This is a genomic window from Pseudomonas frederiksbergensis (assembly GCF_017114915.1).
Taxonomy (GTDB): domain Bacteria; phylum Pseudomonadota; class Gammaproteobacteria; order Pseudomonadales; family Pseudomonadaceae; genus Aquipseudomonas; species Aquipseudomonas frederiksbergensis_I.
Genome location: NZ_JAAUOE010000008.1, coordinates 96,617 through 111,682 on the forward strand (window position 1 = coordinate 96,617; position 15,066 = coordinate 111,682).

A 15,066-nucleotide genomic window follows, 5' to 3' on the forward strand; every position below is an offset into this window, starting at 1 on the left:
GCTTGCCAAGCATAAACAAGGAAACGCCCATGAGCGCCAGCACCACTGCCACCCTGCGTCATGACTGGTCTTTGGCCGAAGTCAAAGCACTCTTCGTTCAGCCATTCAACGACCTGTTGTTCCAGGCGCAGACGGTGCACCGCGCGCATTTCGACGCCAACCGCGTGCAGGTCTCGACGCTGCTGTCGATCAAAACCGGTGCTTGCCCGGAAGATTGCAAATATTGTCCGCAGTCCGGCCACTACAACACGGGCCTGGAAAAAGAAAAACTGATGGAAGTGCAGAAAGTCCTCGAAGAGGCTGCTCGCGCCAAGGCCATCGGTTCGACCCGTTTCTGCATGGGCGCGGCGTGGAAACATCCGTCGGCCAAAGACATGCCTTACGTGCTGAAGATGGTCGAAGGCGTGAAGGCCATGGGTCTGGAAACCTGCATGACCCTCGGTCGCCTGGATCAGGAGCAGACCGAAGCGCTGGCCAAGGCCGGCCTCGACTACTACAACCACAACCTCGACACTTCGCCGGAATTCTACGGCAGCATCATCACCACCCGTACTTACAGCGAGCGCCTGCAAACCCTGGCCTACGTGCGTGATTCGGGGATGAAGATCTGCTCCGGCGGCATTCTCGGCATGGGCGAGTCCCTCGACGACCGCGCCAACCTGCTGATCCAGTTGGCCAACCTGCCGGAGCATCCAGAGTCGGTGCCGATCAACATGCTGGTGAAAGTCGCCGGTACGCCGCTGGAAAATGCCGACGACGTCGACCCGTTCGACTTCATCCGCATGCTCGCGGTCGCACGCATCCTGATGCCGAAATCCCATGTGCGCCTGTCCGCCGGCCGCGAAGCCATGAACGAACAGATGCAGGCCCTGGCGTTCTTGGCCGGCGCCAACTCGATTTTCTACGGCGAAAAACTGCTGACCACTGCCAACCCGCAGGCCGACAAGGACATGCAACTGTTCTCGCGTCTGGGCATCCTGCCGGAAGCCCGCGAAGAGCACGCCGACGAAGTGCATCAGGCCGCCATCGAACAGGCACTGGTGGAGCAGAAGAGCAGCGAGCAGTTCTATAACGCTGCTGTTTAACCCACGCGAAACCCTGTAGGAGCCGGCTTGCTGGCGATAGCATCCCACGGTCGTTCAGACAGGCCGTGGTGATGCTATCGCCAGCAAGCCGGCGCCTACACTCTGATCTTCGAGGCCTGCATGTCTTTCGATCTCGCCGCACGCCTTGCTGCCCGTCGTGCCGAAAACCTTTACCGTCAACGCCCGCTGCTTGAAAGCCCTCAGGGTCCGCAAGTGGTGGTCGATGGTCAGCCATTGCTGGCGTTCTGTAGTAACGATTACCTGGGCCTGGCCAATCACCCGCAAGTGATTGAAGCCTGGCGCGCCGGCGCGTCGCGCTGGGGCGTGGGCGGTGGTGCTTCGCATCTGGTGATCGGCCACAGCAGCCCGCATCATGCACTGGAAGAAGCCCTCGCCGAGTTCACCGGTCGCCCGCGGGCATTGCTGTTCACCACCGGGTACATGGCCAACCTCGGCGCGGTCACCGCATTGGTCGGGCAGGGCGATACGGTGCTGGAAGACCGGCTCAATCATGCGTCGTTGCTGGATGCCGGGCTGCTGTCCGGTGCGCGTTTCAATCGTTATTTACATAACGACGCAGCCAGTCTGGCCAAGCGCCTTGAAAAGGCCACTGGCAATACGCTGGTGGTCACCGACGGCGTGTTCAGCATGGACGGCGACATCGCCGACCTGCCGGCGCTGGCGCGGGAAGCCAAGGCCAAAGGCGCCTGGCTGATGGTCGATGACGCTCACGGTTTTGGTCCGCTGGGCGCCAATGGTGGCGGGATCGTCGAGCATTTCGGTCTGAGCCGGGAAGACGTGCCAGTACTGGTCGGCACCCTCGGCAAGGCATTCGGTACCGCAGGGGCGTTCGTTGCCGGCAGCGAAGAGTTGATCGAAAGCCTGATCCAGTTCGCCCGCCCCTACATCTACACCACCAGCCAACCGCCGGCGCTGGCCTGCGCAACGCTCAAAAGCCTGGAGCTGTTGCGCAGCGAACACTGGCGCCGTGAGCATCTGCAGACACTGATTCGCCAGTTCCGCCACGGCGCCGAACAGATTGGCCTGGAGTTGATGGACAGCTTCACGCCGATCCAGCCGATCATGATTGGCGATGCCGGGCGCGCGGTCCGGGTGTCTCAGATGCTGCGCGAGCGCGGCCTGATGGTGACCGCGATCCGTCCACCGACCGTACCCGCCGGCAGCGCACGCTTGCGCGTCACCCTGACCGCCGCTCACAGCGAAGCGCAGGTGCAGCTATTGTTAGATGGACTGGCCGATTGTTTTCAACAACTGGGACCGGAGCCAAGCCATGCGTGATCGTTTGATTCTGCTGCCAGGCTGGGGTCTCGGGATTTCTCCGCTGGAACCCTTGGCGGCGGCCTTGCAGGGTCTGGATGAGCACCTGCGCGTCGAGATTGAACCACTGCCGGAACTGGAATCGAGCGACCTTGAAGAATGGCTCGATGAGCTGGATTCAACGCTGCCCCAGGATGCCTGGCTCGGTGGCTGGTCATTGGGCGGTATGCTCGCGTCCGAGTTGGCGGCGCGGCGTGGTGACCGCTGCTGCGGTCTGTTGACCCTGGCGAGTAATCCTTCTTTTGTCGCCCATGAGCAGTGGTCGAGCGCGATGCCCGGCGAAACCTTCGATGCGTTTCTGGCTGGCTGCAAGGCTGATCCGCGCATGACGTTGAAACGTTTTTCGCTGCTGTGCGCCCAAGGTGCCGCAGACCCTCGCGGGATATCGCGGCTCTTGCTCGCTGGCGCGCCGCATACGTCTTCGTCGGTGCTGATGAGCGGCCTGGAGTTGCTCGCACAACTGGATACCCGGCAAGCGTTGCAGGCGTTTCGCGGCCCGCAATTGCATCTGTTCGCCGGCCTTGACGGGCTGGTCCCGGCCGAAGCGGCGGGGGGCTTGCTGGCACTGCTGCCGGATGTCGAAATCGGTCTGATTGAACAGGCCAGCCACGCGTTTCTTCTGGAGGACCCCCACGGTGTGGCGGGGGCGATTCAGGCCTTTTTGCATGAGTCCGGCGATGACTGATTTATCCCTTCCCAAGCTACCCGGCGGCTTGCCCGACAAACGCCAGGTGGCGGCGTCCTTTTCCCGTGCGGCGGCGAGTTATGACAGCGTGGCCGAATTGCAGCGCGACGTGGGCAGCGAATTGTTACGTCGGTTACCGGAAGATTTTGTCCCCGCTCGTTGGCTGGATATGGGCTGCGGCACCGGGTATTTCAGTCGTGCCCTCGGTGAGCGTTTTCCTGTCGGTGACGGGTTGGCCCTTGATATTGCGGAAGGCATGCTCAATCACGCCCGTCCCTTGGGCGGGGCTACACATTTCATCGCCGGTGATGCCGAGCGCTTGCCGTTGCAGGATTCGACTTGCGACCTGATCTTCTCCAGCCTGGCGGTGCAATGGTGCGCGGATTTCGCCTCGGTGCTCAATGAAGCGTATCGGGTGCTGAAACCGGGCGGTATTTTCGCGTTTGCTAGTCTGTGTGTAGGCACGCTGTACGAATTGCGCGACAGCTGGCGTCAGGTGGACGGCATGGTGCACGTCAACCGCTTCCGCGAGTTTGGCGTTTACCAACAGCTTTGCGCGGGCAGTGGCTTGAAGATCGTCAGCCTGGAAACTCGTCCACATGTGTTGCACTACCCTGATGTCCGCAGCCTGACCCATGAGCTCAAGGCACTCGGGGCACACAATCTGAACCCCGGTCGGCCGGGTGGTTTGACCGGCAGGGCGCGGATCCTCGGCTTGATCGAGGCTTACGAGCAGTTTCGTCAGGCACAGGGACTGCCGGCGACTTATCAAGTGGTTTACGCCGTGCTGGAGAAACCCTTATGAGCGCAGCCTATTTCATCGCCGGCACTGACACCGATGTCGGCAAGACCACCGTTGCCGCGGGTCTGCTGCATGCCGCGCGATTGTCGGGTTTGAGCACGGCGGCGGGCAAGCCGGTGGCCTCCGGTTGCGACCTGACGCCCAAGGGATTGCGCAACGCCGATGCGCTGGCACTGCTGGCCGAGTGTTCGATACCGTTGACCTACGATCAGGTCAATCCGGTTGCCTTCGAGCCAGCGATCGCACCTCATCTGGCGGCGCGGGAGGCTGGTGTGGCGTTAACCGTGCAATCGTTGTTGACGCCGATGCGGCAGATTCTTGATCTGCAGGCGGACTTCACCTTGATCGAAGGCGCTGGCGGCTGGCGAGTGCCGTTGGCAGATCAGGACAATCTGTCGGACCTGGCGATGGCGCTGGGTCTGCCGGTGATCCTGGTGGTCGGTGTGCGACTGGGCTGCATCAACCATGCGCTGCTGACCGCTGAGGCGATTGCCCGGGATGGATTGCAGCTGGCAGGGTGGGTGGCCAATATCATCGATCCGAAGACCTCGCGCCTGGAAGAAAACCTCGCGACGCTGGCCGAACGCATTCCCGCGCCGTGCCTGGGGCGAGTGCCGAAACTCAAGTCGGTGACAGCCGACGCGGTGGCCGAGCATCTGCAGCTGGATCTGCTGGACTAGCTTTTGCTATGACAAGGCACTGTGCCATTAGTGTTTTTGTCGGGCCTTTTGGCGGCGTGTCTGGTTCAATGGCCGCTGTTGATCCTTTGTCGGACGAGTTCCCCTATGGAAATCTCAGGAAACACTGCTTTTTATGCCGGTCTGAGCACTATTCAGACAGGGCAGAACCGGGTCGATCAGGCTTCGGGGCAGATCGCCAACAACACGATTGAGCGTTCGGTCACCAGTCAGTCTTCCGAGGTTCAGGTCGATCGTCTGCGTTCGGTAGACCGCAGCCAGCAATCGGACCTGGCCAGCAATGTGGTCGAAATGTCCCAGGGCAAGTTTCAGGCGGAACTCGGTGTCAAAGTCGCCAAAGCCTCCGATGAAATGCTCGGTACGCTGATCGATACCTTCGCCTGATTCCGCACTGAATCCGCTACTCCAACGCCGCGCCTGTTCGCGGCGTTTTTCTGCGTAAGTCCTTCTGCCTCAACTAATCTCTCCTACATGATGTGTTGCTCAATCAACGACGTTGCGCAACTGTGTGCCCGAGATTTCCATAGATCGAAGACGAACGGCAAAAGATCGGCGCTTGACAAGATTTGGGCGTAAACGTATGTTTCAAACAACTGTTTGACCGTCACAACAAATCAACGCGGTCGTTCATTCCCGGTTACATCAGCAGAGGTTTATCGCTATGCCTGACTACAAGGCCCCCTTGCGTGATATTCGCTTCGTTCGTGACGAACTGCTCGGCTACGAAGCGCACTATCAGAGCCTTCCGGCTTGCCAGGATGCAACTCCAGACATGGTTGACGCCATTCTCGAAGAAGGCGCCAAGTTTTGTGAGCAGGTGCTGGCGCCGCTGAACCGAGTGGGTGACACCGAAGGCTGCACCTGGAGCGAGTCCGGCGTTAAAACCCCGAGCGGCTTCAAAGAAGCCTACAAGCAATTCGTCGAAGGTGGCTGGCCAAGCCTGGCTCACGACGTAGAGCATGGCGGCCAGGGCCTGCCAGAGTCTCTGGGGCTGGCGGTCAGCGAAATGGTGGGTGAAGCCAACTGGTCGTGGGGCATGTACCCAGGCCTGTCCCATGGCGCGATGAACACCATTTCCGAACACGGCACGCCTGAGCAGCAAGAGGCTTACCTGACCAAACTGGTTTCCGGCGAATGGACCGGCACCATGTGCCTGACCGAACCGCACTGCGGCACCGACCTGGGCATGCTGCGCACCAAGGCCGAGCCTCAGGCCGACGGCTCCTACAAAGTGTCCGGCACCAAGATCTTCATCTCCGCCGGCGAACACGACATGGCCGACAACATCGTCCACATCGTTCTGGCACGTCTGCCGGATGCTCCGGCCGGCACCAAAGGCATTTCCCTGTTTATCGTTCCGAAATTCCTGCCGAACGCAGACGGCTCGATCGGCACCCGCAACGCTGTGAGCTGCGGTTCCCTGGAACACAAGATGGGCATCCACGGTAACGCCACCTGTGTGATGAACTTCGACGCGGCCACCGGTTACCTGATCGGTCCGGCGAACAAAGGCCTGAACTGCATGTTCACCTTTATGAACACCGCACGTCTGGGTACCGCGCTGCAAGGTCTGGCGCACGCCGAGATCGGTTTCCAGGGCGGCTTGAAATACGCTCGTGATCGCCTGCAAATGCGCTCCCTGACTGGCCCGAAAGCGCCGGACAAAGCCGCTGACCCGATCATCGTTCACCCTGATGTGCGTCGCATGCTGTTGACCATGAAGGCCTTTGCCGAAGGCAACCGCGCGATGGTTTACTTCACCGCCAAGCAAGTCGACATCGTCAAGTACGGCGTCGATGAAGAAGAGAAGAAGAAAGCCGACGCGCTGCTGGCCTTCATGACCCCGATCGCCAAAGCTTTCATGACTGAAGTCGGTTTTGAATCCGCTAACCACGGCGTGCAGATCTACGGCGGCCACGGTTTCATCGCCGAGTGGGGCATGGAGCAGAACGTTCGCGACAGCCGCATTTCGATGCTGTACGAAGGCACCACCGGTATCCAGGCACTCGACCTGCTGGGCCGTAAAGTGCTGATGACTCAAGGCGAAGCGCTCAAAGGCTTCACCAAGATCGTCCACAAGTTCTGCCAGAGCAATGAGGGCAATGACGCGGTCAAAGAGTTCGTCGAGCCATTGGCTGCGCTGAACAAGGAGTGGGGCGAGCTGACCATGAAAGTCGGTATGGCCGCCATGAAAGACCGCGAAGAAGTCGGTGCGGCATCCGTGGACTACCTGATGTACTCCGGTTACGCCTGCCTGGCCTACTTCTGGGCCGACATGGCGCGTCTGGCGGCCGAGAAACTGGCTGCCGGTACCACCGAAGAGGCGTTCTACACCGCCAAGCTGCAGACTGCGCGCTTCTACTTCCAGCGCATCCTGCCGCGTACCCGCACTCACGTTGCAACCATGCTGTCGGGCGCCAATAACCTGATGGACATGAAAGAAGAAGACTTCGCACTGGGTTACTAAGCCCTACGCAGTCTCTTCACAAAGCCGCTGCTTCCTCGGGACCAGCGGCTTTTTTTATGCCTGACGCAAACGTAAATATGCCTGACGCAAACGTAAATATTCCTGACCAAAACGCTAAGAAAAACGACATGGCTGCCGTTAAAGAGGCTGCAATGTGACGTGCGTCACATTGCACGTGCTTAGCTGCTCCAAATGCAGGCACAATGCCATCTTTGTTTGCCGGGTCGGAGCTTTACCCTTGCCGCGTTCGTCCGCTGTACGTTTCAGCCATTTTCTGCCATCGCTGCTGTTGTTACTCGCGGGGCTTGCGGCTGCCTACGTCAAGGATCTCAACGTCTTCTTCACTTCGCTGTTCAACGTGCTGCCCACTCTGGTGCTGTTGCTCGGCGGTGCGTATTGCGCGGTTTACCGACGTCAACGTGAGCTGTTTCTGATGGTCACGGTGTACATCGCCTACTTCCTGCTCGACACCCAGACCGATTACTACCGCGACAACGGCAAGGTTCGTGAAGACGCCGCTGTGGTCTTCCATTTGTGCTGTCTGTTGCTGCCATTGCTGTTTGGCTTGTTCGCCGCCTGGCAAGAGCGTACTCACCTGTTCCAGGACATGGTGGCGCGCTTCGCTGTATTGCTGGCGTTCGGCAGTGTGGCATTGGGGCTGGAGCAAAGTTACCCACAGGCGCTGTTGATGTGGCTGTCGGAAATTCGCTGGCCAGCCCTGCATGGTGCATGGATGAGCCTGATTCAGTTGTCTTACCCGGTATTCATCGCCTCGTTCCTGCTGCTGGCCTGGCAATACTGGCGCAATCCAAGACCCTTGCACGCTGCGCAATTGGTGGGACTGTGGGGATTGTTCTGGATGTTGCCGAAAACCTTCATCCTGCCGTTCACCCTGAATATCATGTGCAGCCAGGTGATGTTGATGATTGCCGCAGCGGTGGCCCATGAGGCCTATCAGATGGCTTTCCGCGACGAACTCACCGGCCTGCCGGGTCGCCGTGCGCTGAATGAACGCATGCAACGGCTGGGGCGCAATTATGTGCTGGCCATGAGCGACGTCGATCACTTCAAGAAATTCAATGACACCCACGGCCACGATGTTGGCGACCAGGTGTTGCGGCTGGTCGCCAGCAAACTGTCGAAAATCAGCGGTGGCGGTAGGGCATATCGTTATGGCGGTGAGGAATTTGCCCTGGTGTTCGCAGGCAAGACCCTCGAAGAGTGCATGCCGCACCTGGAAGTCATCCGTGAATCCATCGCTACCTACAACATCCAGCTGCGCAATCAGGACAGCCGTCCCCAGGATGACCAGCAAGGACGCCAGCGCCGCGCGGGTTCAGGCGCCTCGAGTGTGTCGGTCACCGTCAGTATCGGCGTCGCCGAACGGCTGGAACAACGCACCCCCGAAGAAGTGCTCAAGTCTGCGGACCAGGCGCTCTACAGCGCCAAGGGCGCGGGGCGAAATTGTGTAATGGCTTTTGGTCAGAACCGCCGGGGCGCGGTGCGCATGGGCGCCACTGCGGTTGAGTGATGATGGCGCATTCAGCGTCTGGACTGTGATTGTGAGGCCATGGTGCGCGGCAGTAGGTTTGAGCCATCTGCTGCCGGAGAAGCCACTATGCCCGAGTACAAAGCCCCCCTGCGCGACATGCGCTTTCTGATCGATCACGTCTTCGATTTTCACAGCAGCTATGCCGCGTTGGGAGCCACCGATGCCAGCCCGGACATGGTCAATGCGATCCTCGAAGAGGGCGCAAAATTCTGTGAGAACGTTCTCGCACCGCTGAACCGCAGCGGCGACGAAGAAGGCTGCCATTTCGACAACGGCGTGGTCACAACGCCTACAGGCTTCAAGCAGGCTTTCGCACAATACGTGGAAGGTGGCTGGCATGGTCTGGCGGCGGATCCGGCCTACGGCGGCCAGGGTTTGCCAAGTTCTTTGGGGCTGGTTATCAGCGAAATGGTTGGCTCCAGCAATACCTCCTGGGGCATGTACCCCGGCTTGACTCACGGTGCGATGTCGGCGATCCATGCCCATGGCACCGAAGAACAGAAACAGACCTACCTGAGCAAGCTCACCGCCGGCCAATGGACCGGCACCATGTGCCTGACCGAAGCCCATTGCGGTACCGATCTGGGCATCATCAAGACCCGCGCCGTGCCTCAGGCCGACGGCAGTTACGCGATCTCCGGCAGCAAGATTTTCATCTCCGCCGGTGAGCACGACATGAGTGACAACATCATTCACCTGGTACTGGCCAAACTGCCGGACGCGCCAGCGGGAACCAAAGGCATTTCGCTGTTTATCGTTCCCAAATTCCTACCCAATGCGCAGGGTGAGGCGGGTGAGCGCAATGGCGTTTCCTGCGGCTCGATCGAACACAAAATGGGCATCAAGGCCTCGGCCACCTGCGTGCTGAATTTCGACGACGCCAAGGGTTTCTTGATCGGTGAACCGAACAAGGGCCTGAACTGCATGTTCACCATGATGAACCACGCGCGGCTTGGTACCGGTATGCAAGGTTTGTGTCTGGGTGAGACAAGCTTCCAGGGCGCGATCAAGTACGCCAACGACCGTCTGCAAATGCGCTCGCTGACCGGCCCGAAAGCCCCGGAAAAACCCGCCGACCCGATCATCGTTCATCCCGATGTGCGCAGAATGTTGCTGGCCATGAAGGCCTTCAACGAAGGCAACCGGGCGCTGACTTACTTCACCGCACAATTGCTGGACGTCGCCCATCTGAGCCGGGATGAAACGGCGCGTCAGGACGCCGAGGATTTGCTGGCGTTCCTCACGCCGATCTGCAAAGCCTTCATGACCGACACCGGGCTGGAGGTGACCAACCTCGGCATGCAGGTGTTTGGCGGCCACGGTTTCATTCGTGAATGGGGCATGGAGCAATTGGTTCGCGACTGCCGGATCGCGCCGATCTACGAAGGCACCAACGGCATTCAGGCGCTGGATCTGCTTGGGCGCAAAGTCCTTGGCAGTCAGGGAAAACTGCTGCGCAGCTTCACTAAAATCGTCCATAAGTTCTGTGCGGCTAACGCTGAGCATCCGCAACTCGGCGGCTATGTGGCGCAACTCAACGATCTGAATCGGCAGTGGGGCGAATTGACCACCAGGATCGGTATGGCCGCGATGAAAAATCCGGATGAAGTCGGCGCCGCCTCGGTGGATTACCTGATGTACAGCGGCTACATCATCCTCGGTTACTTGTGGCTACGCATGGCGCTGGTGGCTCAGGCGCAGTTGGAGGCGGGCAGCGGGGATGCCGATTACTGCCGGAGCAAACTGGCGACCAGCGAGTTTTACTTCAAGCGTTTGTTGCCGCGTACCGCCGCTCATCGGGCGGCCATCGAGGCGGGCAGCGATTGTCTGATGAAGCTGCCGGCGGAGTTGTTTGCACTCTAATCATTCAAATCAGCCATAAATAAGCCCGCCTTGCTGCGGGCTTATTTATGGAGAACAAGCCAGTGACTAAAAATAACAAATCGGTCATGGGCTGACCCTATGTGTCGTAAAAGTTGTTGAGGTACACTCGGACTCAACGAAATCACACTTCCTACGAACCACCTGTTTAGATCTTGCGAGGTTTGCCATGGCTGACTACAAAGCGCCCCTGCGCGATATGCGCTTCGTCCTCAATGAAGTTTTCGAGGTCGCCAAACTCTGGGCCGAACTGCCTGCGCTCGCCGAGACTGTCGATGCTGAAACGGTCGAAGCCATTCTGGAAGAAGCCGGCAAGGTCACCAGCAAAAGCATCGCGCCCCTGAGTCGTGCAGCTGACGAAGAAGGTTGTCACTGGGCCGACGGTGCCGTCACCACTCCGGCCGGTTTCCCACAGGCCTATCAGACCTATGCTGAAGGCGGTTGGGTCGGTGTCGGTGGCGATCCGTCCTACGGCGGCATGGGCATGCCCAAGGCTGTTTCGGCTCAGGTCGAAGAAATGGTCAACTCCGCGAGCCTGTCGTTCGGTCTGTACCCGATGCTGACCGCCGGTGCTTGCCTGTCGATCAACGCCCACGCCAGCGAAGAGCTGAAAGCCGCGTACCTGCCGAACATGTACGCCGGTGTCTGGGCCGGTTCCATGTGCCTGACCGAGCCGCACGCCGGTACTGACCTGGGGATTATCCGCACCAAGGCCGAACCTCAGGCCGACGGTTCCTACAAGGTCAGCGGCACCAAGATCTTCATCACCGGCGGCGAACACGACCTGACCGAAAACATCATCCACCTGGTACTGGCCAAACTGCCGGACGCGCCAGCAGGGCCGAAAGGCATTTCGCTGTTTCTGGTGCCGAAGTTCATGGTCAATGCCGATGGCAGTCTGGGTGCGCGCAATCCGGCGACCTGCGGCTCGATCGAACACAAGATGGGCATCCAGGCGTCCGCAACCTGCGTGATGAACTTCGACGAAGCCGTGGGTTACCTGGTCGGCGAGCCAAATAAAGGCCTGGCGGCGATGTTCACCATGATGAATTACGAGCGTTTGGGCGTCGGCATCCAGGGCCTGGCCTCGGGTGAACGTTCCTACCAGAACGCTATCGAGTACGCTCGCGACCGTCTGCAAAGCCGCTCGCCGACCGGCGCACAGAACAAGGACAAAGTAGCTGACCCGATCATCGTCCACCCGGACGTGCGGCGCATGCTGCTGACCATGAAAGCCTCGAATGAAGGCGGCCGTGCATTTTCCACCTACGTGGCGATGCAGCTGGACACCGCCAAGTTCAGTGAAGACGCCACCACCCGCAAGCGCGCAGAAGACCTGGTCGCACTGTTGACGCCGGTTGCCAAGGCATTCCTGACCGACCTGGGGCTGGAAACCACGGTTCACGGCCAGCAGATTTTCGGCGGCCATGGCTACATCCGTGAGTGGGGCCAGGAGCAACTGGTTCGTGATGTACGCATCACTCAGATCTACGAAGGCACCAACGGTATTCAGGCGCTGGACCTTGTAGGACGCAAGATCGTCGGTAGCGGCGGGGCATTCTACAAACTGTTCGCTGACGAGATCCGTCATTTTACGGCGACGGCCAGTACGGATCTGGCCGAGTTCACCAAGCCGCTGAACGATGCAGTGGATACCCTCGACGAACTGACCGCGTGGTTGCTGGACCGCGCGAAAAACAACCCGAACGAAATCGGCGCGGCGTCGGTCGAGTACCTGCAAGCATTCGGTTACACGGCCTACGCCTACATGTGGGCACTGATGGCCAAGGCAGCCTTCGGTAAAGAAGCGCAGGACGATTTCTACGCGAGCAAACTCGGCACGGCGCGGTTCTATTTCGCGCGTCTGCTGCCGCGTATTCACTCGTTGAGCGCGTCGGTAAAGGCGGGTAGCGAATCGTTGTTCCTGCTGGATGCAGGACAATTCTGATCCTGTAATGTTATGTAAGCATTCTCTTACATAACGTGCTGCTGTTTTCCCATAGGCGTGGATTGGATCCAGAGCTAATCTACTTCTCAAGGACGTCGCGCAGGAAGCGCAAAGCAACAACACGGACACGTAGGATTCTGCCAGGACGGCGGAGTGAAATGGATGTCAGGGAAACAGTCTGCAAAGCCCCGCTTCGGCGGGGTTTTCTTATGTCTGCAGAAAAGTGCTCAGCTCAACCCGTCGAGGGTATCCGGGCTATTCCAGTGTTCATCCATCACTTCTTCCAGCAATGTCCGCAACAACGCCAGCGAAGCCTGTTGCCGCTGCACATCCCGACACACCAACCCGACTTTCAGCGGTACCCGCGGCTCGCTCAATGGCTTCCACAACAGTGCCTGGTCACCATGGGTCCTTTGCGAGCGCCCAGGCAAAACGGTCGCCAGTCGCGTGTGCGGCAGGCTGTCGAGAATCCCCGCCATGTTGTTCAGCTCGGCCTGTACCTGCGGACGGCGTCCCAGATTGGCCAATTGTGTCTGCCAGATCTGCCGTATCTGGAACTCCTCACCCAGCAGCAACATGGGCAACTCGGCGGCCTGGCTCATCGAAACTTTCTTGAATTCGCGCAACGGATGATCCGCCGGGATGACAAGGGTCAACTCATCTTCGTACAACTGCACGCCGTGCAAACCCGGCTGACGGGGCGGCAGGTAACTGACGCCGATGTCCAGCGAACCATTGAGTAGCCGCCGCTCGATTTCCAGGCCGGTCAGCTCGTAGATCTGCACCACCAAATGTGGCTGTGCCTTGCGCACGCGTTCGAGCATTTGCGGCACAAGGCTGGAATGGACGGTCTGCAGCACGCCAATGGCCAAGGTTCGCAGTGCCTTGCCCTTGAAATTGCCCAAGGCTTCGCGCGCGCGTTGCAGGCCATCGAGCAAGGGCAGGGCATGGTTGTACAGCGTATGAGCCGCCAGGGTTGGCAGCAGACGTTTGCTGCTGCGTTCGAACAGGCTCACATCGAGGTTTTGTTCGAGTTGGCGGATCTGCTGGGACAACGCCGGCTGAGAGATTGAAAGTCGCTCGGCGGCCCGACCGACGTGGCCTTCTTCGTAGACCGCGACGAAATAACGCAGTTGCTTGAAATCCATAAGTAATACTTATCGAAAATGCTGGGAAATCGAAATGGCTCAGTGCCTTGCCTACGCCTAGTCTAACCGCATTCACAGGGCTTACAGGGCCAGAAAGCACGATGAATACCGTTTGCGACGATGGTGTTTACATAGGCAAGGCAAAAAACCTCGGACGAGGTTTTGTCCGATGAATCTGTTCAATTTGCGACGCAAAGCACCAAGCCTTGAAGACCTGGCGATGGGCATCTCCCCGCCGTCCACAAGCGACAACTTTTCCAGCGAGTGCCTGATGCCCAGTGTCGAACGGCCGAAACAGATTTTCGTGCGGGGCCAAGGGTCCTGGCTGTGGGACAGCGATGGCCGCGCTTACCTGGATTTCTCCCAAGGTGGCGGCGCCAATAGCCTGGGACACAGCCCTTCGGCATTGGTCAACGCGATTTCGCAACAGGCTCAGTCGCTGATCAACCCAGGTTTCGGGCTGCACAACCGCGGCATGCTCAACCTTGCCGAGCGGCTCTGCGCCAGTACCGGCAGTGACCAGGCGTACCTGCTCAACAGTGGCAGCGAAGCCTGTGAAGCGGCGATCAAACTGGCGCGCAAATGGGGCCAGCGACACCGTGGCGGCGCTTCACGGATCATCGTGGCCAGTAAAGGCTGTCATGGCCGTAGTCTCGGGACGATTCCAGCGTCGGACAGTTCGAACCAGGTCAACCGATTCGAGCCACAGTTGCCGGGCTTCAGTCCTGTTCCGTTCAATGACCTGCCCGCCTTGCATGCGGCCGTGGATGCCCAGACTGTCGCGATCATGCTCGAACCGATCCAGAGCGAGGCCGGTGTGATTCCAGCCACCGAGTACTACCTCAAAGGGGTCGAGCGCCTGTGCCATGAGCTTGGCATTCTGCTGATACTCGACGAAGTGCAAACCGGCGTCGGTCGCTACGGCACCTTGCTCGCCGAACAGTCCTACGGCGTGCGGGCAGATATTGTCGTGCTCGGCAAAGGGCTTGGCGGTGGCGTGCCATTGGCGGCACTGCTGGCGCGAGGCAAGGCCTGTTGTTTCGAAACCGGCGAAATCAGTGGCACTCATCACGGCAATGCATTAATGAGTGCTGCCGGTCTTGTGGTGCTCGACAACGTGCAGGACAAGGGCTTTCTCGATCATATGCGGGAAGCTGGTCAGCACCTGCGCGAAGGCCTGGGTCGCCTGGCTCACCGCTACGGTCACGGTGAGTTACGAGGGCAAGGGCTGCTTTGGGGGCTTGAGCTGTCCGACGATTCGGCTGACGCCGTAGTCAAAGCTGCGTTGTACGAAGGCTTGTTGCTCAACGCCCCACAACCCGATTGCCTGCGCTTTACCCCGGCCCTCACCGTCAGCAAGGCCAATATCGACGAAATGCTCCTGCGCCTGGCCCGCGCCTTCTCCCGCGTACGTACCGCGCAACTGCAGTGTCGCAAAGGTATTGCGGTCTGATCGGATCTG

At 59.5% G+C, this 15,066-nt stretch carries 12 protein-coding genes; 11 read left to right on the forward strand and 1 reads right to left on the reverse strand.

All coding sequences use genetic code 11. From position 1 onward, the window contains the following. Positions 1–29 precede the first annotated feature (29 nt). From bioB to HCU66_RS08740, 10 genes are all read left to right on the forward strand, one after another. The gene (gene bioB, locus HCU66_RS08695; RefSeq protein ID WP_205888092.1) at positions 30–1,085 is read left to right on the forward strand and encodes a biotin synthase BioB; all 1,056 of its coding nucleotides are present in this window, start codon (positions 30–32) and stop codon (positions 1,083–1,085) included. A 120-nt stretch (positions 1,086–1,205) separates the two neighbouring features. After that, positions 1,206–2,384 carry an 8-amino-7-oxononanoate synthase gene (gene bioF / locus HCU66_RS08700; RefSeq protein WP_205888093.1) on the forward strand — a complete coding sequence of 393 codons (1,179 nt, stop codon included), beginning with the start codon at positions 1,206–1,208 and terminating at the stop codon, positions 2,382–2,384. Further along, on the forward strand, positions 2,377–3,108 hold the full coding sequence (locus HCU66_RS08705; RefSeq protein ID WP_205888094.1) for an alpha/beta fold hydrolase: 732 nt from the start codon (positions 2,377–2,379) through the stop codon (positions 3,106–3,108). Before bioF ends, HCU66_RS08705 begins: the two co-directional genes overlap by 8 nt. Next, entirely contained in the window at positions 3,101–3,913 is an 813-nt protein-coding gene (bioC, locus tag HCU66_RS08710) for a malonyl-ACP O-methyltransferase BioC (protein ID WP_205888095.1), read from the forward strand. The genes HCU66_RS08705 and bioC overlap by 8 nt, the downstream gene beginning before the upstream one ends. Further along, on the forward strand, positions 3,910–4,590 hold the full coding sequence (gene bioD / locus HCU66_RS08715; protein ID WP_205888096.1) for a dethiobiotin synthase: 681 nt from the start codon (positions 3,910–3,912) through the stop codon (positions 4,588–4,590). Before bioC ends, bioD begins: the two co-directional genes overlap by 4 nt. Positions 4,591–4,695: 105 nt before the next feature. Then, positions 4,696–4,992, forward strand: coding sequence for a pyrroloquinoline quinone biosynthesis protein PqqE (locus HCU66_RS08720; RefSeq protein WP_205888097.1), 297 nt, complete (start codon positions 4,696–4,698; stop codon positions 4,990–4,992). Positions 4,993–5,269: 277 nt separating this feature from the next. Beyond that, complete coding sequence (locus HCU66_RS08725; RefSeq protein WP_205888098.1) at positions 5,270–7,075, forward strand: phenylacyl-CoA dehydrogenase; 1,806 nt, start codon at positions 5,270–5,272, stop codon at positions 7,073–7,075. A 238-nt stretch (positions 7,076–7,313) separates the two neighbouring features. Beyond that, positions 7,314–8,606, forward strand: coding sequence for a GGDEF domain-containing protein (locus HCU66_RS08730; protein WP_205888099.1), 1,293 nt, complete (start codon positions 7,314–7,316; stop codon positions 8,604–8,606). Positions 8,607–8,693: 87 nt separating this feature from the next. After that, positions 8,694–10,490, forward strand: coding sequence for an acyl-CoA dehydrogenase C-terminal domain-containing protein (locus HCU66_RS08735; protein ID WP_205888100.1), 1,797 nt, complete (start codon positions 8,694–8,696; stop codon positions 10,488–10,490). Positions 10,491–10,677: 187 nt separating this feature from the next. Then, positions 10,678–12,456 carry an acyl-CoA dehydrogenase C-terminal domain-containing protein gene (locus HCU66_RS08740; RefSeq protein WP_205888101.1) on the forward strand — a complete coding sequence of 593 codons (1,779 nt, stop codon included), beginning with the start codon at positions 10,678–10,680 and terminating at the stop codon, positions 12,454–12,456. Positions 12,457–12,683: 227 nt separating this feature from the next. On the opposite strand, the gene HCU66_RS08745 is transcribed toward HCU66_RS08740, so the two are convergent. Beyond that, positions 12,684–13,604, reverse strand: a complete 921-nt coding sequence (locus HCU66_RS08745) for a LysR family transcriptional regulator (RefSeq protein WP_205888102.1) — start codon at positions 13,602–13,604, stop codon at positions 12,684–12,686. Positions 13,605–13,773: 169 nt separating this feature from the next. On the opposite strand from HCU66_RS08745, the gene HCU66_RS08750 reads away from it, so the two are divergent. After that, complete coding sequence (locus tag HCU66_RS08750) at positions 13,774–15,057, forward strand: aspartate aminotransferase family protein (protein WP_205888103.1); 1,284 nt, start codon at positions 13,774–13,776, stop codon at positions 15,055–15,057. Positions 15,058–15,066: the final 9 nt, after the last annotated feature.